The sequence below is a fragment of the Trabulsiella odontotermitis genome (assembly GCF_030053895.1).
GTDB lineage: Bacteria > Pseudomonadota > Gammaproteobacteria > Enterobacterales > Enterobacteriaceae > Trabulsiella > Trabulsiella odontotermitis_C.
Genome location: NZ_CP125781.1, coordinates 2,939,461 through 2,962,262, shown reverse-complemented (window position 1 = coordinate 2,962,262; position 22,802 = coordinate 2,939,461). Strand labels below are relative to the sequence as shown.

Here is a 22,802-nt window from a genome sequence, read left to right as displayed (position 1 = left end):
ATAGTGAAAAGGGGAATACTATGTGTGCCTTACGTTCAGCGTCGCAAGGACGAGTGGATGGACTCGCGAAAGTGAAAGGGACGGCGATTTACGGTGATGATATCACCCTGCCGGGCATGTTATATGGCGTGTGCCGTTATGCGGATATCCCGGCCGGAAAAATCGACCAGCTCGATCTCAGCGATGCGCTGGCAGTGGACGGGGTGGTTAAAATCGCCACCTGGCAGGATATCCCCGGCACGCCGGTGGTGGGCGTTATCGTTAAAGATTATCTGCCCATCGTAAAGGACGAAGTGGTGTTTCGCGGCGACGTGATTGCGGTGGTCGCCGCCACCAGCTACGCCGCGGCCTGCGAAGCAGCGGATAAAATTCGTGTACGCTACACGCCGTATATGCCATTAACCGATGTGGAAGCCGCACTGGCACCGGATGCGCGCCTCATTCATCCTGATCGCAGTGATAACATCGCCGCACATCATCACACCATCAAAGGCAATATTGACGAGGGTTTTGCGCAGGCGACGCATCTCTTTGAACGCGACTATGAAGTTGGTTTTCAGGAGCATGCCTACATTGAGCCGGAAGTGGTGCTTACCTGGCTTGACCCGACCGACGGTAGCCTGATTATTTCTGGCTCGATTCAGAACCCGCATCGCGTTCGCGGTTTTGTCGCTAAATTTATGGGGTGTCCGCAAAGTCAGATCAACGTCAAACGTGCGGTCATGGGTGGGTCGTTTGGTGGTAAGGATGACGTTATCGATCATCTCGCCTGTCGTTCCGCGCTGCTGACCCGTCTGACCGGGCGTCCGGTAAAGTTTGCCTACAACCGTGAGCAATCGATCATCGAGAGCTGTAAGCGCCACCCTTACAAAATGAAGTACAAAGCAGGGCTGGATGATAGCGGGCGGATTGTGGCGATGAAAATCGACATTCTGGCAGACAGTGGCGGTTATGCGGCCTCGTCGCCGTTCGTCACCTGGCGCTCTTCCGTACAGGCCGCCGGGCCGTACCATATTCCCAACGTCCACATCGACGTGACGGCGATTTATACCAATAACAGTTATACCTCCGCGATGCGTGGCTTTGGCTCGCCGCAGGTGGTTTACGCCCATGAATCTTTCATGGATGACATTGCCGAACAACTGAACATGTCACCGGTGGCGCTGCGGGAAATAAACGCCCTGCGTCAGGGCGACGCCTCGGTGACCGGGCAGGTGTTCGATAAGCACACCGTGTCAGCGCTGGAAGTGCTGGAAAAAGCCACCGCGTCCTCAGCGTTCATGGCGAAACGCCAGCACTATCATGAACTCAATCAGCAGGGCGGTGTTTACCGCTACGGTATCGGCCTTGCGCTGAGCTACCGCGGCTGTTCCATTGGCGCGGAAGGGGTCGACACCTCCACGGCGCTGATTCAGGTCAATGAAGACGGCAGCGTGAATATCTCCACTTCCGTGTCGGAAAACGGCCAGGGGCTGCAGACCACCATGTCGTTGATTGCGGCAGAGGCGTTTGGCATCGCGCTCGCGGACATCCATTTCAGCGAGCCGCCGACGTCAGTGATCGGCGACGGCGGTTCGACGGCAGCCACGCGTGGCACCATGGTTGGCGGCGGGGCAATCCTCGATGCGGCAGAAAAAATTAAACAGCGCATTCTGAATGTCACCGGAGAGCACATCGGCACGACAGTGCTTGCTGATACTCTCTGGCAGGACGGTTTCATCATCAACAAACATGATCAGAGCCGCCGTCTGGATTTCAAAACCGCGGTTAATCAGACCAAATGGGCGAGCGTCAGTCTGACCGAATATGGCTGGTACGTGCCACCACCAATCCACTGGGACGAAGAAAAAGGGTGCGGTAGCCCCTATTTTACCTGGGTTTATGGCTGCCAGGTGGCGGAAGTCAGAGTGAACACCAGTACCGGGAAAACCGATCTCCTGCATGTGACCGCCGCCCACGATGTCGGGCATGTACTGAACCCGGTCGGCTTTGAAGGCCAGGTTTGCGGCGGGGTTGCGCAAGGGTTTGGCTATGCGCTGCTGGAAGATTTCAACATCGAACACGGCCAGGTCAAATCAGAAAACTTCGATAGCTATCTCCTGCCCACCATCAAAGATATTCCACAGATCACTGTGATTGGCGTCGAAAACCCCGATGCCGCCGGGCCACTGGGGGCGAAAGGGATCGGCGAACCCGCCACGGAACTGGCCGCTGCCGCCATCAACAACGCAGTGAGTTTCGCCCTCGGGACTCGCTTCAATAAGCTGCCCCTGACGCTGGAGCAGGTCATTCTCGGCTACAACCTGAAAAAGCCGGCGCGCCAGAGCGAGCTGATGATCGAGCACGATAATAAAAAACAGGTGTTGCGTCTGACTAACGTGGCGGTAAGTCGTCCGCAGAACCTGGAAGAGGCATTAACGCTGCTGGCCGATGACGGTATCAGCGCCATTGCGGGCGGGACGGATGTTATCGTACAAGGGCGCCTGCAGACCCGACCGATGAAGCTGGTGGATATTTCGCATCTGGAGGAACTGACTGCCATCAGCGAAGATCCGCTCAGCCATGAAATGACGATCGGCGCGGCGGTGACTTTTAACCGCATTACAGATCATCCGCTGTTGCAAGCACGATACCCGCTGCTGGTTGAGGCATGTCATACGGTGGGTTCGCATCAAATCCGCAACCGCGCCACCATTGGCGGCAATATCGTCAACGCCGCGCCCTGCGGAGACTCCATTCCACCTGCCATTCTCTACGACGCGCGCATCGAATTGCGCTCCCGTTATGCCGTACGCAATCTGTCGTTGGGGGAATTTTTGCTATCGGGATACAAAACGCAGCGCCAGCCGGACGAACTGCTGACGAGGGTGATCCTGCCGCCACCCGCCAGACCGGACGCACGTGGTTTTTACCATCAACTTGGGCGGCGCAATGCCCTGAACATTACCCGCCAGAGCCTGAGCGCGCTGATGCAATACGACGACAATGGCGTGGTGAACTACTGCCGCCTGGTAGATGGCGCGCTGTTCAGTAAACCGCAGCGGTTGCTGGACGTGGAGCGGTGTCTGCTGGGACAACGTCTGGACAGCGAAACCATCGACAGCGCCTGCGAGGTACTGGAAAAACTGATCGATGCCGCTATCGGTAAGCGCTGGTCAGCGGCGTATAAACAGCCGGTCTTTATCAGTATGTTCCGCGACATGATGGCAGAAGTACAAACTTCGCTGGGCAAATAAATTAACACAGGAAACAGGGCGCGGGGCGCCCTGCTGAAGGGACAAAACCATGAGCACAATTAATGTGAAGATCAACGGCAAACTGGTTGAAGCGAAGGTAGAAGGGAACATGCGACTGTTGGACCTGGTCCGCGACACATTCCGGCTGACGGCGACCAAAGAAGGCTGCTCTATCGGGGAGTGCGGCGCTTGTACCGTGATTATGAATGGTAACGCGGTCTGCTCCTGCCTGGTACTGGCCGCTCAGTGCGATGACGCGGAAATCACCACCCTGGAAGGGCTGAACGATAACCCCATCACACAAAAACTGCAGGCTGCCTTTGTTGAAAAGGGCGGCGTTCAGTGTGGGTTTTGTACGCCTGGCGTGCTGGTCAGCACGACGGCACTGCTGGAGAAAACACCGCAGCCAACGGATGCGCAGCTCAAAGATGTGCTGGAAGGGAATATCTGCCGTTGTACTGGCTATCAGCCGATCCTCGACTCCATCCATCACGCACTGAAATCGTAAACACACCGCTTCGCCCGGAGCTCCCCTCCGGGTGTTGTGACTTTGTAAAGGATGTTAAGAAAAACAGCAAACATTGACTTCGCTCATCATTCTGTACAAAAAACGACCATACTATGAAGGTATCAGGGGACAACAGAGGAGGAAAAGAGCATGAGCGTTGGCAGACTGAAACGCAACATGATGAAAAAACTCATCAATGCGCGTATCGACCTCGATGCCTATCTGCAACTGAGAAAGGCGAAAGGATACATGTCAGTCAGCGAAAATGATCATCTACGTGAAAATCTGTTTGAACTGTGTAAGGAAATGATCAACGAAGTCGTACCACTCAGGAAGTCCCTGACGCGAGAAGAGCGAGACGCGCTACGTCAGGCGGGGGAGGCAATCGCGTCCGCCGCGATTTGCCTGATGACCGGGCATCGGGATTGCCCATTATACATCACTGTTAACGTAGAGACGCTTGAACGCTGTCTTGAAACACTGACATCAAGCATCCAGAAACTGGATGTCGTATCTTCACACGCGCATGTCTGAAATCGGGGGGAGCGGGGCTCCCCCTGTCAGCTTAAGTTTTTGTAAAAATCCCGTCATGCCCGTTCGTGCTGGCTAACCTTATTCCAGAGTCGATAAAAGGAGCCCGCCATGCGCCTCACTGTTCCTGTGCTACTGCTTTCTGCGATGCTGATGTCTTCTGCGTATGCCGCAGAGGTGAACGTCGAGGTATTGCAGCGCAAACTCGATCACCCCTGGTCGCTGGCGTTTTTGCCCGATAATCACGGCATGCTCATCACTCTGCGTGGCGGGCAGTTACGTCACTGGCAATCGGATAAAGGACTTTCTGACCCCATCACTGGCGTACCGCGCGTCTGGAATAACGGGCAGGGCGGGTTGTTTGATGTGGTACTGGCACCTGATTACGGGGAATCGCGCCGGATCTGGCTGAGTTACGCTGAGGTCGGTGATAACGGAAAAGCAGGTACCGCCGTGGGCTATGGCCGCCTGAGTGATGACCTCAAACGGCTGGAAGGTTTTCAGGTGGTGTTCCGCCAGATGCCAAAACTTTCCACCGGCAACCATTTCGGCGGGCGACTGGTGTTTGACGGCAAAGGCTATTTGTTTATCGGCCTAGGCGAGAATAATCAACGCCCGACAGCGCAGGATCTGGACAAGCTACAGGGTAAAGTCGTGCGCCTGACGGATCAGGGCAAAGTGCCGGAGGATAACCCCTTTGTCGGCAAGGCAGGCGCACGGCCGGAAATCTGGTCGTACGGGATCCGCAATCCACAGGGCATGGCGTTGAATCCGTGGAGCAATACCGTCTGGCTTAACGAGCACGGGCCGCGCGGCGGTGATGAAATTAACATCCCGGAGAAGGGCAAAAATTATGGCTGGCCGCTGGCGACGCATGGCATTAATTACAGCGGATTGCCCATCCCGGAAGCGAAAGGCGAGCAAGTGGCTGGCACGGAGCCGCCGCTGTTCTGGTGGGAGAAATCCCCGGCGGTGAGCGGCATGGCGTTCTACAACGCGAAGACCTTCCCGCAATGGCAACAGAAGCTGTTTATCGGTGCGTTGAAAGATGAAGATGTGATTGTGCTGAGCGTTGACGGCAAAAAGGTCACCGAAGATGGGCGCATTCTGGGAGATCGTCAACAGCGCATTCGTGATGTGCGCGTCGGACCCGATGGTTATCTGTATGTCTTAACCGATGAGTCCGACGGCGAGTTGCTGAAAGTCAGCCCGCAGCGCTAATCAGGTAACCGGAATAGCGATGACGTTCTGGAAGGCCGGACGCTCCGCCAGCTGTTTGTACCAGCGTTGCAGGTGAGGGCGCGGCTGCCAGGTTTCCACCGTTTGCAACAGGTTATAGACAAACGGCGCGACAGCGATATCACCTGCGCCAAACGCGTCACCTGAGAGCCAGCGATGTGTCGCCAGTTCGTTATCCAGCATAGCGAACAGCGGCTCGCAACTAGCGATGCCCGCGTTGATCGCTGTCATATCCCGTTGTTCCACCGGTGTTCTCACCAGCCCCATCAGGATCACGCGATGCGCCGGAGAGAGCGTACCGTTCGCCCAGTCCATCCATTTTTCGCCCTGCGCGCGTTGCACTGGCGATTCCACCCATAAACTTCCCTGACCATATTGCGCCAGCAGGTAGCGTACGATGGTATTGGATTCCCACAGCACCAGGTCAGTGCTGTCATCACGTAACAGCGGCACCAGACCGTTCGGGTTCATCGCCAGGAAGTTCGCATCCTGGTTAATACCGAACTCCATCCCTGCCAGGATCTGATCGTAAGGTAACCCGAGTTCTTCCAGCGTCAAACGAACTTTTTTAACGTTCGTTGAGTTGTTTCTGCCCCACAGCGTTATCATAAAAAACTCCTGCTTTCGTGATGTTGCATTCAGGTGATGAAGACCAGACATGTTGAGCGAAAGTCAGGCGGTAAGCAATCGTGATCAAAAAAAACACTGAGTTTTCGGCACGGTGGCGAGTTATTGCTTAAACTTTAAAAACTTTACCAACTCACTGTTTCTTTGCGGTCATTTCTACGTTATTACTCACCGTTTGGTGCGTATTAGCGGTTTTTTGGAATGGATACTTGGGTGGCTCTTATGACGCGTGATGCATTTTCTCTTCGCGGCCTGGCAGCAGGCTCCGCGCTTTTACTCCTCGTTGTACCTTCTCTGCAGGCGGCGGAACAAGCGCCCGCCGCACCCGCTGTTGACGCGCGAGCGTGGATCCTGATGGATTACGCCAGTGGCAAGGTGCTGACGGAAGGCAACGCCGACGAACAACTGGATCCCGCCAGCCTGACGAAAATCATGACCAGCTATGTGGTGGGTCAGGCGCTGAAAGCAGGCAAAATCAAGCTCACAGACAGTGTGACGGTGGGCAGAGACGCCTGGGCGACGGGTAACCCGGCGCTGCGCGGATCGTCGGTGATGTTCCTCAAACCGGGCGATCAGGTCTCGGTGGAAGATCTAAATAAAGGGGTGATTATTCAGTCCGGTAACGACGCCAGTATTGCGATTGCCGATTACGTCGCCGGTAGTCAGGACTCCTTTGTCGGCCTGATGAACAGTTATGCGCAGAAGCTCGGGCTGACCAAAACCACCTTCAAAACCGTGCACGGCCTGGATGCGCCGGGGCAGTTCAGTACCGCCCGCGACATGGCACTGTTGACCAAAGCGATGATCCATGACGTGCCGGATGAGTACGCCATCCACAAAGAAAAAGAGTTCACGTTCAATAAAATCCGTCAGCCGAATCGTAACAGACTGCTGTGGAACACCAGCCTGAACGCCGATGGCGTGAAAACCGGTACCACCGCCGGGGCGGGATACAATCTGGTGTCGTCTGCCACCCAGGGGGATATGCGTCTGATTGCCGTGGTGCTGGGCACCAAAACTGATCGGATCCGTTTTAATGAATCTGAAAAACTGCTGACGTGGGGGTTCCGTTTCTATGAAACCGTGACCCCGATTAAACCTGACGCCACTTTTATCGAGCAACGCGTCTGGTACGGCGACAGCCGCGAGGCCAAACTCGGTGCCGGTGAAGCGGGCTCGATTACCATCCCGAAAGGCCAACTGAAAAACCTGAAAGCCAGTTATACGCTGACGCAGCCGCAACTGACCGCGCCGCTAAGCAAAGGGCAGGTTGTTGGTACCATCGACTTTAAACTCAACGATAAAACCATTGAGCAGCGTCCGCTGATTGTGATGGAAGAGGTGAAAGAGGGCGGGTTCTTCAGCCGCATCGTGGATTTTGTGCTGATGAAATTCCACGAATGGTTTGGCGGCTGGTTCTGATCATCGTGACCGCGCTGCCCGGCGCGGTCAGTACAGCAGCGTAATGTTGTGCATTTTCGCCAGCGCCACCAGATCGTCATCGGGGCGGGTGTCGCTGGCAATGGTATCGAAAACCTTCACATCGCCCATTCTTGCCGGGCGCACTTTACCAAATTTGCTGTGATCAACCACCAGCACGTGACGGCGCGACTGGCGCATCGCCCAGTGTTTTACCGGCAGCTCTTCCAGATTAAAACAGGTCGCGCCCTGAACCGCATGCACACCTGCCGCCGAGTAAAACGCGATATCCGGGCAGAGATGCGTGAGAGTGTCGTGAACATCGAGCGGTTTAAAAATGGCGTTACTGGCGTGAAATTCGCCACCGCAGAGGATCACCCGGCAGTGCGGTTTTTCCTGTAACGACAGAAAAGTATTCAGCGAGTAGCAGACGCCGGTGAAGGGGAGATCGTTATCGATGGCTTCAATCACCCACGGCGTGGTGGTGCCGCAGTCGAAAAATGCCATCTGATGCGCTTCCAGCAGCGCGGCGGCATGGCGTGCGGCGCGGCGTTTTTCCTCCACCAGACGGGATTTTTGATCGCTCAGCAGGTAATGACTGGCACTGCGGGGCTCCAGCACAATGTAACCGCCCAGCAGCACGACTGGCCCGCTGTGGCTGTTGAGATCGCGACGAATGGTCATTTCCGAAACACCAAGCAATGCCGCAGCTTCTTTAAGGTGAAGCTTATCGCTACGCTTTAAGGCCTGAATCAGTTGACCAATCCGCTCGTCCCGCCGTGTTTCCATATGTCCCCGCCAGAGAAAACGCGCCCTGCATCGGCAGGGCGTCGTGGACAATATTACCTGCGTGGCGGGGGTTAGTCACGCACCCAGCCTTTGCGGATGGGTACAGAAAAACATAAACGGTAAAGCTGCTGCAGCCGCAGATAAATAACGTGCCCAACACGCTGCCAGAGCATTTGTGCCACCAGACAGCCGATCATGCCGGTCAGGAGCCCGCCCAGCATATCCAGCGGCCAGTGCACGCCGAGGTAAACGCGCGACCAGGCAATAGTGATGGCGGTGACCATCAGAATCGCTCCTGACCACAGGCGATGCCAGAACAGGAAGGCCAGCGCAAAAGTAAAAATAACGGTACCGTGATCGCTCGGGAAAGAGTCATCCGGCGCATGATGCAGGAAGTTATAGCCGACGCCCTCGACAAAGGGTCTGTCGTGCGGATAGAGATGGCCGACAAGCCAGGAGAGCGTCATGCTGATGGCCATCGCCAGCGCGATTTTGATCACCAGTTTGCGCTGCTCGCTGACCTGCGCGCGCGGTCCCCATAACCAGAGCGCGACCGCCATCAGCGGCACAATGCTGATCAGATCTTTGGCGATAAAAATAGCCAGCGAAATTAACCATGACGGCGAAGCAGGCGTGGCGTTAATTAGCGAAAACAAGGTGTAATTGATATTTTCCAGCATACTTTCCAGACTCATTGCAGTGGGGCAAATTATGCCGCGCCAGACGGATGTCATACGCCTTCACCTTAAAAGCGATGACCGCAGCGGTAAATTCACGTTGTCTGAGTTGTCCGTAGTTTACGAACAATCTGAAGCCGCGTTACCGGATCCTGCATCTACTGCTGGAAGTATATGAGTCGATACTTAAGCGAACCTTAAACGAATGAAAAAAGGTAAAAATTGCCGTCGTCGACCACAATGTAGTATCTCCTTGTCGGGGATTTCATTACACTTTGCGCGATTTTTTTGGAATAAGAGTAGGTATGCAAAATCATTCGCTTTCCGGTAAACGTCTGGGTCGCCAGGCATTACTGTTTCCTCTCTGTCTCGTGCTCTATGAATTCTCCACCTATATCGGCAATGACATGATCCAACCGGGCATGCTGGCGGTGGTGGAGCAGTATCAGGCGGGCATCGAATGGGTGCCGACGTCAATGACGGCTTACCTGGCAGGAGGCATGTTTTTACAATGGCTGTTAGGGCCGCTGTCTGACCGCGTTGGTCGCCGCCCGGTGATGCTGACCGGCGTGGTGTGGTTTGTGATTACCTGCCTCGCCACGCTCCTGGCGCAGAATATCGAACAGTTCACTTTTCTGCGGTTTTTGCAGGGGATCAGCCTGTGCTTTATTGGCGCGGTAGGGTACGCCGCGATACAGGAATCCTTTGAGGAGGCGGTGTGTATCAAAATCACCGCTCTGATGGCGAATGTCGCGTTGATTGCGCCGCTGCTGGGGCCGCTGGTGGGCGCAGCGTGGGTCCATGTCGCGCCCTGGGAGACGATGTTTGTGCTCTTCGCCGTACTCGCCGGTATCGCTTTCTTTGGCTTACAGCGTGCGATGCCGGAAACCGCCACGCGGCTCGGTGAAAAACTCTCGTTGAAGGATCTGGGACAGGATTATGGTGCGGTGCTGAAAAACCGGCGCTTTGTCGCCGGGTCGCTGGCAATAGGGTTTGTCAGCCTGCCGTTACTGGCGTGGATTGCCCAGTCGCCGATCATTATTATCAGTGGCGAAAAGGCCAGCGCTTATGAATATGGCTTGTTACAGGTGCCGATTTTTGGCGCGCTGATTATCGGTAATCTGGTGCTGGCGCGGCTGACCTCGCGTCGTACCGTACGGGCGTTGATCCTGATGGGCGTCGGGCCGATCATGGTCGGGCTGGTGCTGGCGGCGGCTGCGACAGTGGTCTCCGGCCATGCGTATTTGTGGATGACGGCCGGGCTCAGTCTTTACGCATTTGGCATCGGCATCGCGAACGCCGGCCTGGTGCGTCTGACGTTGTTTGCCAGCGACATCAGCAAAGGCACAGTCTCCGCCGCGATGGGCATGTTGCAGATGCTGATTTTTACCATCGGCATTGAAGTCAGTAAATATGCTTACCTGTGGGGCGGTAACGGTCTGTTCAGCGTCTTCAACCTGCTGAACGGCGTCCTGTGGCTGGCGCTGACGGTCTATTTCCTGAAAGATAAAACCGTCGGCGCCTCGCGAGAAGGATGATGCTTAACGAAACGGCACGTCCTGATTGAGCGCCTTTTCGATAATTTCCAGCACGCCTTCATCGTTGTTATGCGGCGCTTCGAAACGGGCGACCGCTTTCACTGCCGGTGAAGCATTCGCCATCGCAAAACCGTAACCCGCCTGACGCAGCATTTCGAGATCGTTACCACTGTCGCCAAACGCCAGCACGTCTTTATCCTCAATACCCCATTGCGCCTGCAACAGCCTCAGACCGTTAGCTTTATGAATACCCGGAATGATTAAATCGATGCTGCCGTGTCCGGTGGTTACTGCGGTCATGATATCGCCCAGCTCCTCGTGCAGCAGCGCCTGCATCTCAGGCACCAGACTGTCGTCGATGTTCAGGCCAAACTTGAGGAAGGTGTCGTCAATGTTGTTGAAATCGTCCACGCGCTCCAGACGATGGTAATAACGCGTCGCCATGGTGACGAACGCGTCATCGTACTTGCGCAGGGTGTAGGCGCTATTTTTGCCGCAGGCGATGATTTCAAACTCCGATCGTGTCTGCAGATAGCGCACTACCTGATCAAAATGGGATTTTGGCAGGTCGCTGTTGTAGACATCTTCTTCGGCATTCACCACCCAGCCGCCGTTTTCGGCGACAAACGCAATCTCTGCGGCAATCTCGGGAAAGAAGGATTTCAACTGGTAATACTGGTTGCCGCTGGCGACCACGAAACGAATGTCCTGCTGCTTCATACGCTGGTACTGCTGCAGAAATCGCGCACGGTTATAGGTTTTTGCGTCGTTCAGAAAGGTGCCGTCCATATCGACAGCAATCAGTTTTACGCTCATCAATTTTTCTCCATGACAGGTTCAGCATCAGGTTTCGCGACCGCACGTGCCACCAGCGCGGCAATCAGCACCAGCATCAGGACGACCAGCATGGCGCTGCGCAGGCCGTAGTGTTCGCCGAGGAAGCCGAGCAGCGGCGGGCCCACCAGAAACGCCAGATATCCGGTGGTCGCCACTACGCTGACGCGCGTCGGGGCATCCGGGCCGGTATCGCTGGCGGCGGAAATAGTGAGCGGAAAGCCCAGCGAGGCGCCGAGCCCCCAGAGCACCACGGAAACCCCTGCCACCCAGGCGCTGTCGACGAAAATAATCAATGCGATCCCCAGCGCGCCCATCATGGCGCTGGCGCGAACCACGGCCACGCGGCTGTAGCGGTCAATAAACCAGCCGCCGGTGAATCGTCCGATGGTCATGCCGAGCGTAAACCCCGCATAAATCAGGGAGCCGGAAGTAGGGCTGAAGCCGTGACCATCCACCATCAACAGTGGCAGCCAGTCGTTGGCGGAGCCTTCGGCAAACGCCATTGCCAGCACCACCACGCCGATCAGCATCAACTGGATATCGCGATAAAACGGCACCCCTTTTTTTTGCAGATGCGCTTCTTCCGCTGAATTGCGGCCCGTGCCGTCGGGGATCGCGCGGATGGCAATGACAATCGGCGCAATGCCCACCAGCCCGGCCAGCAAAATGTGGATGCTGGCCGGCACGCCAAACCCGGTCACCATCATGCCGATCCCGGCACCGACCAGGGTGCCGAAACTGTAAAACCCGTGCATCATCGGCAGCACGGTTTTATTCATTTCACGCTCAACGGTGGCGCCTTCAACGTTAATCGCCACTTCCGCCGCACCAAAGCTGCCGCCGAAAACGCACAAGCCGAGAGCGAACACCAGCGGCGAGGCGAGCCACAGCGCAACACTCAGAATAATAATGCCCAGCACCGCGCAGGACATGGTGGCACGAATGACATTTCGTGTGCCGTAGCGTTTGACCAGCCATGCGGAACAGAGAATACCGCTCATTGACCCGACCGAAAGGCCAAACAGCACGACGCCCATTTCGGCCGTGGAAACGGATAACACATCACGGATCGCCGGTGTGCGGGTTGCCCAGGAGGCCATCAATAAGCCAGGAAGGAAAAACAAAGTAAACAGTGCCCACATACGTAACCGCAGGGCTTTGCGAGAGTGTTCTGTCGTCATCCGATAACGCCTGATAAAAATGATACCCGACACAGTAGCAGAAAGCGGGCAGGGCTGTCGTGGGTTCAGAAGGGGGGCAGAAAAGAAAAAACCCATCAACCTTGAACCGAAACGGCGGGGTTGATGGGCTCCACAAAATGGGGACATCAAAGAAAAGCAGTGGCATTACTTATGACTGATGTCCGATAAAAAAGTTCTGTAGTTCACATAAATTTTTTCTGCTGCTTGCAAACTTCAGTTTTATCCTAATGCCGGCCAGATGATGATGATGAGCGTACCCGCCAGCGTCAGCAGTACGTTCGCTATCGCATAGGTGCCTGCGTAGCCCAGCGCCGGGATGTTACTGCGTGCGGTATCGCTAATAATTTCCATCGCCGGGGCGCAGGTGCGGGCGCCCATCATGGCGCCGAACAGTAGCGCGCGGTTCATTCGTAAAACATATGCCCCGAACAGGAAGCAAATCACCACCGGCACCAGGCTGACGATCAATCCGGCGATCAGCATTTGCCCGCCGACCGCCCCGAGGCTGTGGGTCAGACCGCTGCCTGCGCTCAGGCCCACGCCCGCCATAAACACCATCAGACCGAACTCTTTCACCATGTTCAGCGCACCCTGCGGAATATAGCCGAAGGTCGGGTGGTTGGCACGCAGGAAGCCGAGCATGATCCCGGCGAACAGCAGGCCAGCGGCGTTACCGACGCCAAAGCTAAAGGTGCTGAACTGGAAGGAGATCATGCCGATCATCAGGCCGATGATGAAGAAAGCGCAGAAAGCGAGCAGGTCGGTCACCTGACTGTGAATCGAGATAAATCCAATGCGATCGGCAATGGTTTTTACCCGGCGCGTATCGCCGCTGACCTGTAATACATCGCCTTTGTTAAGCACCACGTTGTCGTCGATTGGCATTTCGATCTGGCTGCGGATCACGCGGTTAAGGAAGCAGCCGTGGTCGGTCAGTTTGAGCTGCGCCAGGCGGCGACCGACGGCGTTATGGTTTTTCACCACGATCTCTTCCGTTACGATGCGCATGTCCAGCAGGTCGCGGTCGAACACTTCTTTACCGTTACGGAAACTGGGGTCGAGACGGGAATGGGCATCCGGGTAACCCACCAGCGCGATTTCGTCGCCCAGTTGCAAAACCGCATCACCATCTGGTGTGGCGAGAATACCGTTGCGGCGAATGCGTTCAATATAGCAGCCCGTCTGGCGATAAATCCCCAGCTCGCGCAGATTCTTGCCATCAGCCCAGGCGACCAGCTCAGGACCGACGCGATAAGCGCGAATGACCGGCAGGTAGACTTTGCGATTAATGTCGGTATCAAGACCGCGCTCGCGGGCGATTTGCTGCGCGCTGGTTTGCAGATCCTGATGCTGCAGTTTCGGCAGATAGCGTGCGCCAACAATCAGGCTCACCAGACCAATCAGATAGGTCAGGGCGTAGCCAAGGCTCAGGTGGTCAAGCGCCGAAGAAAGTTGCGTTCCGGTCATCCCGGAATGGCGGAGCGTATCGCCCGCGCCAACCAGCACCGGCGTTGAGGTCATCGAACCAGCCAGCATACCGGCCGTCAGGCCAATATCCCAGCCAAACAGTTTTCCGAGCGCTAAGGCAATTATTAGCGCGCTACCGACCATCACCAGCGCCAGCATCAGATAATTCTTACCGTCGCGAAAAAAAATAGAGAAAAAGTTAGGTCCGGCTTCCACGCCCACACAAAAAATAAACAGCATAAAGCCCAGATTTAATGCGTCAGTGTTAATGCTGAAATGCTGTTGACCTAATAAGAGGGAGACCACTAAAACGCCAATGGAATTACCGAGTTGGACCGGACCCAGACGCAATTTCCCAAGACAAAGACCGAGCGCCAGTACCACAAATAATAACAGGATGTAATTCCCATTTAACAAATCTGCGACGTTTATATTCACGGAAGCTAACTTCTTGTTTACTAGTAAGTTGTTGAAAGAAATGGTTATTTGGGCTAAGGTTTCCCAAGAATCTGAAAGGGAAAATGCGCTTTCCCTGAAGCGGTAATAACCATCAAATTAAGCCCGTTAGTTTAATCGTTCCGCGATGCTACGGCTAGTCACAATCGTTTTTATACGTGTAAGCGCTTATTGGCATGGAATGCCTGAATGCTTTATCTGACTGGGGCCTTTCGGGGCAAATCGTGAGTTTGATAGAGATGCTGTCAGGAGGATTCTTTGAAGTCTGAACATGGCTGGGTAGGCGTGGCCTGCTGTTTCTTACTTTTTATTGTGGTCTGCTTTTCCGTTTCTTTGCATATGAAAGGCGCGTTTTCTGCGTCCGGAAATTCTGAACTGGGTTTACTCTTTTTCCTCATACCGGGTGCGCTGGCGAGTATCATTTCCGTCAGGGGAAGCGTTGTGCGTCCGGTGCTGGGCGCGATTCTGGCGATGCCATTATGTCTTCTGCTGATGCGCGTTTATCTGGCGACGCAACGTTCTTTCTGGCAGGAACTGGCATGGTTATTCAGTGCCGTATTCTGGTGCGCGCTGGGTGCGCTGTGCGGGTTGTTTATCTGCAGTCTGCTGGGTAACAAACGCAGCGATCGTTGACGCCCTGGGGCAGGGCGTCAATAAAACGTTACGCGAACAGGCCGAGATTCTCTTTCGCCCACGCTTCAAAATCTGTGCAACCACCGATGTGCGTTTGATCGACAAAAATCTGCGGTACGGTTTCGACCGGTTTACCGACGGTTTTTTCCAGATCAGCCTTGGTGATCCCTTCCGCATGAATATCAACATAACGGTAGTTGAAATCGTCACGCTCTGTGGTCAGTTTTTCAGCCAGTTCTTTTGCGCGAACACAGTAAGGGCAACCCGGACGACCAAAAATAACAGCAAACATTGTTTCTCTCCTTAACCTAAAGCCTGACGGCGAATAGCGCTTATGATGACGCCAGCAGCGTGAGAGGGAAAGAAGGTTTTACCTGTCGTTTCGATTGCTTAGGGTTTGTATTGATAATGACTCTTGTTATTCTCATCTGAAAAGAGTCTGCCGGAGAACATCCATGAAATCGCTCGGCGCGCTACCGAAAAGCGTTCTGATCCTCGAAGCGGCAGGGATGATATTACTCGCCCTGGCGTGGCTGTCGCTGAACCAGTACATCAGTTTGCCTGCGCCTTTTGCCAGCCAGATGGCGGCCGTCGTGATGATTTTCGCGGGGATTTTCCTGATGCTTCCGGCGGCTTTCGCACTGTTCTGGAAACTGGCGCAGGGTATTGCGCCACAGCTGATGCAGAGCGACAAAACCTCTTCTTCACATTCTGAAAGGAAAAAACGTGATGACGCCGACCATTGATCTGCTGCGTAGCCACCGATCCATCCGCCATTTTACCGACAAGCCAATAAGCGAGGCGCAGCGCAACGCTATTATCGCCAGCGCGCAGGCGGCTTCCAGCTCCAGTTTTTTGCAGTGCAGTTCGATTATTCGCGTCACTGACCCCAGTCTCCGCGCACAATTCGTCACGCTTACTGGCGGTCAGCAACATGTCGCGCAGGCGGCGGAGTTTTGGGTATTTTGCGCCGATTTTAATCGCCTTTTGCAAATCTGCCCTGATGCCAGTCTGGGAAGGGCAGAACAGTTACTGCTCGGTGCGGTGGATACGGCGATGATGGGGCAGAACGCGATGGCAGCGGCAGAGTCGTTAGGCCTGGGCGGTGTTTTCATCGGAGGCATTCGAAACAACATTGAAGCGGTGGGTGAGGCGCTGAAAGTGCCGAAACATGTGCTGCCGCTGTTTGGTCTGTGCCTCGGCTGGCCGGCGGACGATCCGGGCGTGAAACCGCGAATGCCTGCGGCGATGCTGGTGCATGAAAACCAGTATCAGCCGGTCGATGAACAGATTCTGGCGCAATACGACGAAGAAATGGCCAGTTACTATCTGTCGCGCAACAGCAATACGCGCCGGGATACCTGGAGTGATCATATTCGTCGCACCGTTATCAAAGAAACGCGTCCGTTTATCCTTGATTACTTACATAAACAAGGTTGGGCGACACGTTAAAATCCCGTTCAGCCTGCGCCTGACTAAGTGTATGATACGCCCACTTTCCCAAGGTCTTTTTCAGACGTCAGAAGAGGTGCAGGATGAAGATTGCCATATTGTCCCGGGACGGAACACTCTGGTCCTGTAAACGCCTGCGGGAGGCCGCGATGAAGCGCGGTCATCTGGTCGAAATCCTCGATCCGCTCTCCTGTTATATGAATATCAATCCGGCGGCCTCCTCCATTCATTATAAAGGCCGTCAGCTTCCCCATTTTGATGCCGTCATTCCTCGCATTGGTTCCGCCATTACCTATTACGGTACGGCGGCGCTGCGCCAGTTTGAAATGCTCGGCAGCTATCCGCTGAATGAATCGGTGGCGATCATGCGCGCGCGCGACAAACTGCGCTCGCTGCAACTGATGGCGCGTCAGGGGATCGACCTGCCGATGACCGGCATCGCCCATTCCCCGGACGACACCAGCGATCTCATCGACATGGTCGGCGGCGCGCCGCTGGTGGTTAAACTGGTGGAAGGGACGCAGGGGATTGGCGTGGTGCTGGCGGAAACGCGCCAGGCGGCAGAAAGCGTGATTGACGCGTTTCGCGGGCTAAACGCCCATATTCTGGTGCAGGAGTATATCCAGGAGGCGAAAGGGCGTGATATTCGCTGCCTGGTGGTGGGCAATGAAGTGGTCGCCGCCATTGAACGGCGGGCAAAAGACGGCGATTTTCGTTCGAATCTGCACCGGGGCGGGGTGGCGACGATCGCCAATATCACGCCGCGCGAGCGGGAAATCGCCATTAAAGCCGCGCAAACGCTCGGTCTGGATGTGGCGGGCGTTGACATTTTGCGGGCGTCACGCGGGCCGTTGGTGATGGAGGTCAATGCGTCGCCGGGGCTGGAAGGCATTGAGAAAACTACCGGCATTGATATTGCCGGGCGTATGATTCAATGGATTGAGCGTCACGCGCAGCCGGGATTCTGTCTGAAAACTGGCGGATGATGCCATTTTCGACGGCTTTCATAGTATATGTCAGACTTTATGCGTAATATGTGCCCCGTTATTTCTCAGCTAAAGGTCTCAGGCATATGGCTTCACTCGTCGTTCCGGGTCTTGACACGTTACGTCAGTGGCTCGATGAACTCGGCATAAACTTTTTCGAATGCGATACCTGTCAGGCGTTGCACCTGCCGCATATGCAAAATTTTGACGGGATTTTCGATGCCAAAATCGATCTTCTTGATAATGTCATCCTCTTTTCCGCGCTTGCCGAAGTGAAGCCCTCCGCGCTGCTGACGCTCTCCGCCGATCTCTCTTCCATCAACGCCAGCTCGCTGACCATCAAAGCGTTCCTGGATATTCAGGATGATAATCTGCCAAAACTGGTGGTTTGCCAGTCTTTATCCGCCGGTGCTGGGGTGTCGCTTGAGCAATTCTCCTGGTTTGTCCGCCAGAGTGAAGAGCAGATTTCGATGGTGATCCTTGAGGCTTCAGCGCATCAGTTGCTCTACAAGCCAGAAGAAGAAGAGCTGCCAAAAGAAGAGATTCAGTACCATTTTCTTCACTGATCCCCCCTTTGATAAGCGCAGTCGCTGCCAGCGCGGCTGCCTGTTCCGTTTTATTATTCTGCATTTAACCTTTCATTAAAGAATTATTCACCACCATTCCGACCTGTAAGCTCTATCGAATAGAGTGATCTTGCATAAAAAATTGATAAAAGGCGTTTTTTAATCTGAGCTATAGCCTGCAACCCTGGCTACAGTTATTCTTGCGATGCCCCGGTGATATCTCATTAATAACGGTGGGATTACGCCGCAAAAGCGAGCTGTAACCGCAGGGGAGCGCCGTCTCTCCTTTTCTGGACACAATGACAAAATATGCATGGTTTTTGCATGCTTCCAGGCTCCAATATTTTGGTTCATTTATTAACAATCGTTGAGAAGGAAAGAGATATGACCGCTTTTAGTAAGAAATGGTTAACCGGTCTGGTGACGGGTGCGCTGATGGCCGTGTCTGCTGGTTCGCTCGCGGCTGAACAGAAAACCCTGCATGTCTATAACTGGTCTGACTATATCGCGCCGGACACGGTGGCGAATTTCGAAAAAGAAACCGGTATTAAAGTGGTTTACGACGTGTTTGATTCCAATGAAGTACTGGAAGGCAAACTGATGGCGGGCAGTACCGGGTTTGATCTGGTCGTTCCGTCTGCCAGCTTCCTTGAACGCCAGTTGGCGGCCGGTGTGTTCCAGCCGCTCGATAAGAGCAAACTGCCGAACTGGAAAAACCTCGATCCGGAACTGCTGAAGCTTATCGCGCGTCACGACCCGGGTAACAAATACGCAATGCCGTATATGTGGGCGACCACCGGTATTGGCTATAACGTCGATAAAGTCAAAGCGGCGTTGGGGGCGGATGCCCCGTTGAACAGCTGGGATCTGATCCTGAAACCAGAAAATCTGGAAAAACTGAAAAGCTGCGGCGTGTCCTTCCTTGATGCGCCGGAAGAGGTGTTTGCCACCGTGCTGAACTACCTTGGCAAAGATCCGAACAGCACCAAAGCGGATGACTACACCGGTCCGGCGACAGAGCTGCTGCTGAAGCTGCGTCCGAACATTCGTTACTTCCACTCTTCGCAATACATCAACGACCTGGCAAACGGCGATATCTGCGTGGCTATCGGCTGGGCGGGCGACGTATGGCAGGCAGCGAACCGCGCGAAAGAAGCGAAAAACGGTGTGAATATTTCTTATTCCATCCCGAAAGAAGGGGCGCTGGCATTCTTTGATGTATTCGCGATGCCAGCGGATGCGAAAAACAAAGATGAAGCGTACCAGTTCCTGAACTACCTGCTGCGTCCGGACGTGATCGCCCATATCTCTGACCATGTGTACTACGCCAACGTCAACAAAGAGGCGACGGCGCTGGTGAGCGAAGAGGTTCGTACTAACCCTGGCATCTACCCGCCAGCAGATGTGCAGGCCAAACTGTTCACCCTGAAAGTACAGGATCCGAAGATTGACCGCGTACGTACCCGTGCATGGACGAAAGTCAAAAGCGGGAAGTAATTAGCGCTTTTCGACACGCTTTACCCGCCGGGCAGGTTTCATTGCCCGGCAACAGGCGCACCGCTGTGGTGCGCCTGCACTACAACGACTTTGTATGGCACCGGTCCATACTGATGCTTGTTTTTTGCCGGAGAGCACCCGATTGAATGACGCGACACCCCGCCCACAGGCGAAAACCCGCAAAGCGCTGACCCCGCTGCTGGAAATCCGCAACCTCACGAAATCCTTCGACGGACAACATGCCGTTGATGACGTCAGTCTGACTATCTACAAAGGCGAAATTTTTGCCCTGCTCGGCCCCTCTGGCTGCGGGAAATCCACGCTGCTGCGTATGCTGGCCGGGTTTGAACACCCCACCGCCGGGCAAATTGTGCTCGACGGTGTCGATCTTTCCAGCGTGCCGCCTTACCAGCGACCGATCAATATGATGTTTCAATCCTACGCGCTGTTTCCGCACATGACGGTGGAGCAAAACATTGCATTCGGCCTGAAGCAGGACAAACTGCCGAAAGCGGAAATCACCAGTCGGGTGCAGGAGATGCTCACGCTGGTACATATGCAGGAATTTGCTAAACGCAAACCGCATCAGCTCTCTGGCGGGCAACGTCAGCGTGTGGCGCTGGCGCGCAGCCTGGCGAAGCGGCCAAAGCTGCTGCTGCTCGACGAACCGATGGGCGCGCTGGATAAAAAACTGCGCGACCGGATGCAGCTCGAAGTGGTGGATATTCTGGAGCGCGTCGGCGTGACCTGCGTGATGGTGACTCACGATCAGGAAGAGGCGATGACCATGGCCGGGCGTATCGCCATCATGAACCGCGGTAAGTTCGTGCAGATCGGCGAACCGGAAGAGATTTACGAGCATCCGACCACCCGCTACAGCGCAGAATTTATTGGCTCGGTGAATGTCTTCGAGGGGATGCTGAAAGATCGCCAGGATGATGGTCTGGTGATTGACTCGCCAGGGCTTGTGCATCCGCTGAAGGTCGACCCGGACGCCTCCGTGGTGGACAACGTGCCGGTGTACGTCGCGTTGCGGCCGGAAAAAATCATGCTCTGCGAAGAGCCGCCAGCGGATGGCTTCAATTTTGCCGTCGGCGAAGTGGTGCACATCGCCTATCTTGGCGATCTCTCTATTTATCATGTGCGTCTCAAAAGCGGTCAGATGCTCAGCGCTCAGTTGCAGAATGCCCATCGCTACCGCAAAGGTCTGCCGACCTGGGGCGATGAAGTGCGGCTGTGTTGGGATGCTGACAGCTGTGTGGTCCTGACGGTGTAAGGAGGGGCGATGAGTACATTAGAACCACCTGTTCGCGCCATAAAACCGACGGGATTTGCACCGTGGCTGGCGCGTATGCAGATGCTGCATGGTCGCAAGCTGGTGATCGCGCTGCCGTACATCTGGCTGATCCTGCTGTTTTTGCTGCCGTTCCTGATTGTGTTCAAAATCAGCCTTGCCGAGATGGCGCGGGCGATCCCGCCGTATACTGACCTGCTGGAATGGGCGGACGACCAGCTCAGCCTGACGCTGAACATCGGCAATTTCCTGCAACTGACTGATGATCCGCTCTATTTTGAAGCGTACCTGCAGTCGCTGCAGGTGGCGGCGATCTCCACGTTCTGTTGTCTGCTGTTGGGTTACCCGCTGGCCTGGGCGGTGGCGCACAGCCGACCGTCCACACGCAATATCCTGTTGTTGCTGGTGATTTTGCCGTCGTGGACCTCGTTCTTGATTCGCGTGTATGCCTGGATGGGGATCCTGAAAAACAACGGCGTACTGAATAATTTCCTGATGTGGGCGGGAATTATCGATCAGCCGCTGACGATCCTGCACACCAATCTCGCGGTGTACATCGGGATTGTCTATGCCTATATGCCGTTCATGGTGCTGCCGATTTACACCGCGCTGACCCGTATTGACTACTCGCTGGTGGAAGCCTCGCTCGATCTCGGCGCGCGTCCGCTGAAAACCTTCTTCAGCGTGATTGTGCCGTTAACCAAGGGCGGCATTATTGCCGGTTCGATGCTGGTGTTCATTCCGGCGGTCGGGGAGTTTGTGATCCCGGAACTGCTCGGTGGGCCAGACAGTATCATGATTGGTCGCGTACTGTGGCAGGAATTCTTCAATAACCGTGACTGGCCGGTGGCGTCTGCGGTGGCGATTATCATGTTGCTGCTGCTGATTGTGCCGATCATGTGGTTCCATAAGCATCAGCAAAAACAAATGGGGGAACACGGATGAACAATCTGCCAGTAGTGCGCTCCCCGTGGCGTATTTTTATTCTGGTGCTCGGGTTTACCTTTCTGTATGCGCCAATGCTGATGCTGGTGATCTACTCCTTTAACAGTTCAAAACTGGTGACGGTGTGGGCCGGCTGGTCCACGCGCTGGTACAGCGAACTGTTTCATGACGACGCCATGATGAGCGCCGTGGGGCTGAGTCTGACCATCGCGGCGCTGGCGGCGACCATAGCGGCGATCCTCGGCACCATTGCTGCTGTAGTAATGGTACGTTTCGGGCGTTTTCGCGGCTCCAACGGTTTTGCCTTTATGATCACCGCGCCGCTGGTCATGCCGGACGTGATCACCGGTCTGTCGCTGTTGTTGCTGTTTGTCGCCCTCGGTCACGCCATCGGCTGGCCGTCTGAACGCGGTATGCTGACCATCTGGCTGGCGCACGTCACTTTCTGTACGGCGTATGTGGCGGTGGTGATCTCCTCGCGTCTGCGTGAGCTGGATCGCTCCATCGAAGAGGCGGCGATGGATCTTGGCGCCACGCCGCTGAAGGTCTTTTTCATCATTACGCTGCCGATGATTATGCCCGCGGTGATTTCCGGCTGGCTGCTGGCGTTCACGCTGTCGCTTGATGATCTGGTGATCGCGAGTTTCGTCTCCGGTCCGGGTGCCACCACCTTGCCGATGCTGGTTTTCTCCAGTGTGCGTATGGGGGTTAACCCGGAGATTAACGCCCTGGCAACGTTGATCCTCGGTGTAGTGGGGATTGTTGGTTTAATCGCCTGGTATTTAATGGCTCGCGCAGAAAAGCAGCGGGTGCGCGATATCCAGCGTGCAAGACGTGGCTGAAGGATTTACTATTTCCTCCGCGAAAGTGCCGCGCCCGTCGCGGCACAGTTTTCAGGGAAGT

Annotated in this window: 22 protein-coding genes; 15 read left to right on the top strand and 7 right to left on the bottom strand. The window is 55.1% G+C overall.

The window, feature by feature from the left end:
- Positions 1-20 precede the first annotated feature (20 nt).
- The 4 genes from QMG90_RS14195 to QMG90_RS14180 all read left to right on the top strand — a co-directional run bounded on the left by QMG90_RS14195 (position 21) and on the right by QMG90_RS14180 (position 5,496).
- Complete coding sequence (locus tag QMG90_RS14195) at positions 21-3,236, top strand: molybdopterin cofactor-binding domain-containing protein (RefSeq protein ID WP_283280280.1); 3,216 nt, start codon at positions 21-23, stop codon at positions 3,234-3,236.
- A gap of 49 nt (positions 3,237-3,285) precedes the next feature.
- A complete protein-coding gene (locus QMG90_RS14190; RefSeq protein WP_283280279.1) occupies positions 3,286-3,744 on the top strand; it encodes a (2Fe-2S)-binding protein in 459 nt (152 codons plus the stop codon).
- A 150-nt stretch (positions 3,745-3,894) separates the two neighbouring features.
- Positions 3,895-4,278 carry a biofilm formation regulator BssR gene (locus tag QMG90_RS14185; RefSeq protein ID WP_283280278.1) on the top strand — a complete coding sequence of 128 codons (384 nt, stop codon included), beginning with the start codon at positions 3,895-3,897 and terminating at the stop codon, positions 4,276-4,278.
- Between the two features lie 108 nt (positions 4,279-4,386).
- Positions 4,387-5,496, top strand: coding sequence for a PQQ-dependent sugar dehydrogenase (locus tag QMG90_RS14180; RefSeq protein WP_283280277.1), 1,110 nt, complete (start codon positions 4,387-4,389; stop codon positions 5,494-5,496).
- Here QMG90_RS14180 and QMG90_RS14175 read toward each other — a convergent pair whose 3' ends face one another.
- The gene (locus tag QMG90_RS14175) at positions 5,497-6,123 is read right to left on the bottom strand and encodes a glutathione S-transferase family protein (protein ID WP_283280276.1); all 627 of its coding nucleotides are present in this window, start codon (positions 6,121-6,123) and stop codon (positions 5,497-5,499) included. It lies immediately after the preceding gene.
- Positions 6,124-6,363: 240 nt separating this feature from the next.
- On the opposite strand from QMG90_RS14175, the gene dacC reads away from it, so the two are divergent.
- Entirely contained in the window at positions 6,364-7,563 is a 1,200-nt protein-coding gene (dacC, locus tag QMG90_RS14170; protein WP_283280275.1) for a serine-type D-Ala-D-Ala carboxypeptidase, read from the top strand.
- A gap of 27 nt (positions 7,564-7,590) precedes the next feature.
- On the opposite strand, the gene deoR is transcribed toward dacC, so the two are convergent.
- Together deoR and ybjG are read right to left on the bottom strand one after the other, a co-directional pair.
- Positions 7,591-8,349, bottom strand: coding sequence for a DNA-binding transcriptional repressor DeoR (gene deoR, locus QMG90_RS14165; protein ID WP_283280274.1), 759 nt, complete (start codon positions 8,347-8,349; stop codon positions 7,591-7,593).
- Positions 8,350-8,420: 71 nt separating this feature from the next.
- Complete coding sequence (gene ybjG / locus QMG90_RS14160) at positions 8,421-9,029, bottom strand: undecaprenyl-diphosphate phosphatase (RefSeq protein ID WP_283283968.1); 609 nt, start codon at positions 9,027-9,029, stop codon at positions 8,421-8,423.
- A 302-nt stretch (positions 9,030-9,331) separates the two neighbouring features.
- On the opposite strand from ybjG, the gene QMG90_RS14155 reads away from it, so the two are divergent.
- On the top strand, positions 9,332-10,564 hold the full coding sequence (locus tag QMG90_RS14155) for an MFS transporter (protein WP_283280273.1): 1,233 nt from the start codon (positions 9,332-9,334) through the stop codon (positions 10,562-10,564).
- 3 nt (positions 10,565-10,567) lie between these two features.
- Here the strand turns inward: QMG90_RS14155 and QMG90_RS14150 are convergent, their stop codons facing one another.
- The 3 genes from QMG90_RS14150 to QMG90_RS14140 all read right to left on the bottom strand — a co-directional run bounded on the left by QMG90_RS14150 (position 10,568) and on the right by QMG90_RS14140 (position 14,508).
- Positions 10,568-11,380 (bottom strand): Cof-type HAD-IIB family hydrolase, encoded by an 813-nt coding sequence (locus QMG90_RS14150; RefSeq protein WP_283280272.1) that lies wholly within the window; start codon positions 11,378-11,380, stop codon positions 10,568-10,570.
- Positions 11,380-12,582: an MFS transporter gene (locus tag QMG90_RS14145; RefSeq protein WP_283280271.1), complete on the bottom strand. Its 1,203-nt coding sequence runs from the start codon at positions 12,580-12,582 to the stop codon at positions 11,380-11,382. Before QMG90_RS14145 ends, QMG90_RS14150 begins: the two co-directional genes overlap by 1 nt.
- A 240-nt stretch (positions 12,583-12,822) precedes the next feature.
- Complete coding sequence (locus tag QMG90_RS14140; protein ID WP_283280270.1) at positions 12,823-14,508, bottom strand: aspartate:alanine antiporter; 1,686 nt, start codon at positions 14,506-14,508, stop codon at positions 12,823-12,825.
- Positions 14,509-14,784: 276 nt separating this feature from the next.
- On the opposite strand from QMG90_RS14140, the gene QMG90_RS14135 reads away from it, so the two are divergent.
- The gene (locus QMG90_RS14135) at positions 14,785-15,159 is read left to right on the top strand and encodes an inner membrane protein YbjM (RefSeq protein WP_283280269.1); all 375 of its coding nucleotides are present in this window, start codon (positions 14,785-14,787) and stop codon (positions 15,157-15,159) included.
- Between the two features lie 28 nt (positions 15,160-15,187).
- Here the strand turns inward: QMG90_RS14135 and QMG90_RS14130 are convergent, their stop codons facing one another.
- Complete coding sequence (locus QMG90_RS14130) at positions 15,188-15,451, bottom strand: GrxA family glutaredoxin (RefSeq protein ID WP_038159980.1); 264 nt, start codon at positions 15,449-15,451, stop codon at positions 15,188-15,190.
- Between the two features lie 163 nt (positions 15,452-15,614).
- Between QMG90_RS14130 and QMG90_RS14125 the strand changes: the two genes are divergently transcribed.
- From QMG90_RS14125 to potI, 8 genes are all read left to right on the top strand, one after another.
- Positions 15,615-15,905 (top strand): YbjC family protein, encoded by a 291-nt coding sequence (locus tag QMG90_RS14125; RefSeq protein WP_283280268.1) that lies wholly within the window; start codon positions 15,615-15,617, stop codon positions 15,903-15,905.
- Positions 15,889-16,611, top strand: a complete 723-nt coding sequence (gene nfsA, locus QMG90_RS14120) for an oxygen-insensitive NADPH nitroreductase (RefSeq protein WP_283280267.1) — start codon at positions 15,889-15,891, stop codon at positions 16,609-16,611. The genes QMG90_RS14125 and nfsA overlap by 17 nt, the downstream gene beginning before the upstream one ends.
- An 83-nt stretch (positions 16,612-16,694) precedes the next feature.
- Positions 16,695-17,597: a 30S ribosomal protein S6--L-glutamate ligase gene (gene rimK / locus QMG90_RS14115; protein WP_283280266.1), complete on the top strand. Its 903-nt coding sequence runs from the start codon at positions 16,695-16,697 to the stop codon at positions 17,595-17,597.
- A gap of 86 nt (positions 17,598-17,683) precedes the next feature.
- Positions 17,684-18,163 carry a type III secretion system chaperone family protein gene (locus QMG90_RS14110; RefSeq protein WP_283280265.1) on the top strand — a complete coding sequence of 160 codons (480 nt, stop codon included), beginning with the start codon at positions 17,684-17,686 and terminating at the stop codon, positions 18,161-18,163.
- A 384-nt stretch (positions 18,164-18,547) separates the two neighbouring features.
- Positions 18,548-19,660 (top strand): spermidine/putrescine ABC transporter substrate-binding protein PotF, encoded by a 1,113-nt coding sequence (gene potF / locus QMG90_RS14105; RefSeq protein ID WP_283280264.1) that lies wholly within the window; start codon positions 18,548-18,550, stop codon positions 19,658-19,660.
- 142 nt (positions 19,661-19,802) lie between these two features.
- The gene (potG, locus tag QMG90_RS14100; RefSeq protein WP_283280263.1) at positions 19,803-20,936 is read left to right on the top strand and encodes a putrescine ABC transporter ATP-binding subunit PotG; all 1,134 of its coding nucleotides are present in this window, start codon (positions 19,803-19,805) and stop codon (positions 20,934-20,936) included.
- Positions 20,937-20,945: 9 nt separating this feature from the next.
- Positions 20,946-21,899, top strand: a complete 954-nt coding sequence (gene potH, locus QMG90_RS14095) for a putrescine ABC transporter permease PotH (protein WP_283280262.1) — start codon at positions 20,946-20,948, stop codon at positions 21,897-21,899.
- Positions 21,896-22,741 carry a putrescine ABC transporter permease PotI gene (gene potI, locus QMG90_RS14090; protein WP_283280261.1) on the top strand — a complete coding sequence of 282 codons (846 nt, stop codon included), beginning with the start codon at positions 21,896-21,898 and terminating at the stop codon, positions 22,739-22,741. Before potH ends, potI begins: the two co-directional genes overlap by 4 nt.
- Positions 22,742-22,802: the final 61 nt, after the last annotated feature.

What these genes read in the sequence shown, in the direction of transcription:
- QMG90_RS14125 (WP_283280268.1), top strand. Translation starts at nt 15,615, where the DNA reads ATGAAATCGCTCGGCGCGCTACCGAAAAGCGTTCTGATCCTCGAAGCG.
- QMG90_RS14195 (WP_283280280.1), top strand. Translation starts at nt 21, where the DNA reads ATGTGTGCCTTACGTTCAGCGTCGCAAGGACGAGTGGATGGACTCGCG.
- QMG90_RS14155 (WP_283280273.1), top strand. Translation starts at nt 9,332, where the DNA reads ATGCAAAATCATTCGCTTTCCGGTAAACGTCTGGGTCGCCAGGCATTA.
- rimK (WP_283280266.1), top strand. Translation starts at nt 16,695, where the DNA reads ATGAAGATTGCCATATTGTCCCGGGACGGAACACTCTGGTCCTGTAAA.
- QMG90_RS14150 (WP_283280272.1), bottom strand. Translation starts at nt 11,380, where the DNA reads ATGAGCGTAAAACTGATTGCTGTCGATATGGACGGCACCTTTCTGAAC.
- nfsA (WP_283280267.1), top strand. Translation starts at nt 15,889, where the DNA reads ATGACGCCGACCATTGATCTGCTGCGTAGCCACCGATCCATCCGCCAT.
- QMG90_RS14175 (WP_283280276.1), bottom strand. Translation starts at nt 6,123, where the DNA reads ATGATAACGCTGTGGGGCAGAAACAACTCAACGAACGTTAAAAAAGTT.
- deoR (WP_283280274.1), bottom strand. Translation starts at nt 8,349, where the DNA reads ATGGAAACACGGCGGGACGAGCGGATTGGTCAACTGATTCAGGCCTTA.
- potH (WP_283280262.1), top strand. Translation starts at nt 20,946, where the DNA reads ATGAGTACATTAGAACCACCTGTTCGCGCCATAAAACCGACGGGATTT.
- potI (WP_283280261.1), top strand. Translation starts at nt 21,896, where the DNA reads ATGAACAATCTGCCAGTAGTGCGCTCCCCGTGGCGTATTTTTATTCTG.
- QMG90_RS14180 (WP_283280277.1), top strand. Translation starts at nt 4,387, where the DNA reads ATGCGCCTCACTGTTCCTGTGCTACTGCTTTCTGCGATGCTGATGTCT.
- potF (WP_283280264.1), top strand. Translation starts at nt 18,548, where the DNA reads ATGACCGCTTTTAGTAAGAAATGGTTAACCGGTCTGGTGACGGGTGCG.
- QMG90_RS14185 (WP_283280278.1), top strand. Translation starts at nt 3,895, where the DNA reads ATGAGCGTTGGCAGACTGAAACGCAACATGATGAAAAAACTCATCAAT.
- QMG90_RS14130 (WP_038159980.1), bottom strand. Translation starts at nt 15,451, where the DNA reads ATGTTTGCTGTTATTTTTGGTCGTCCGGGTTGCCCTTACTGTGTTCGC.
- QMG90_RS14190 (WP_283280279.1), top strand. Translation starts at nt 3,286, where the DNA reads ATGAGCACAATTAATGTGAAGATCAACGGCAAACTGGTTGAAGCGAAG.
- QMG90_RS14110 (WP_283280265.1), top strand. Translation starts at nt 17,684, where the DNA reads ATGGCTTCACTCGTCGTTCCGGGTCTTGACACGTTACGTCAGTGGCTC.
- ybjG (WP_283283968.1), bottom strand. Translation starts at nt 9,029, where the DNA reads ATGCTGGAAAATATCAATTACACCTTGTTTTCGCTAATTAACGCCACG.
- dacC (WP_283280275.1), top strand. Translation starts at nt 6,364, where the DNA reads ATGACGCGTGATGCATTTTCTCTTCGCGGCCTGGCAGCAGGCTCCGCG.
- QMG90_RS14145 (WP_283280271.1), bottom strand. Translation starts at nt 12,582, where the DNA reads ATGACGACAGAACACTCTCGCAAAGCCCTGCGGTTACGTATGTGGGCA.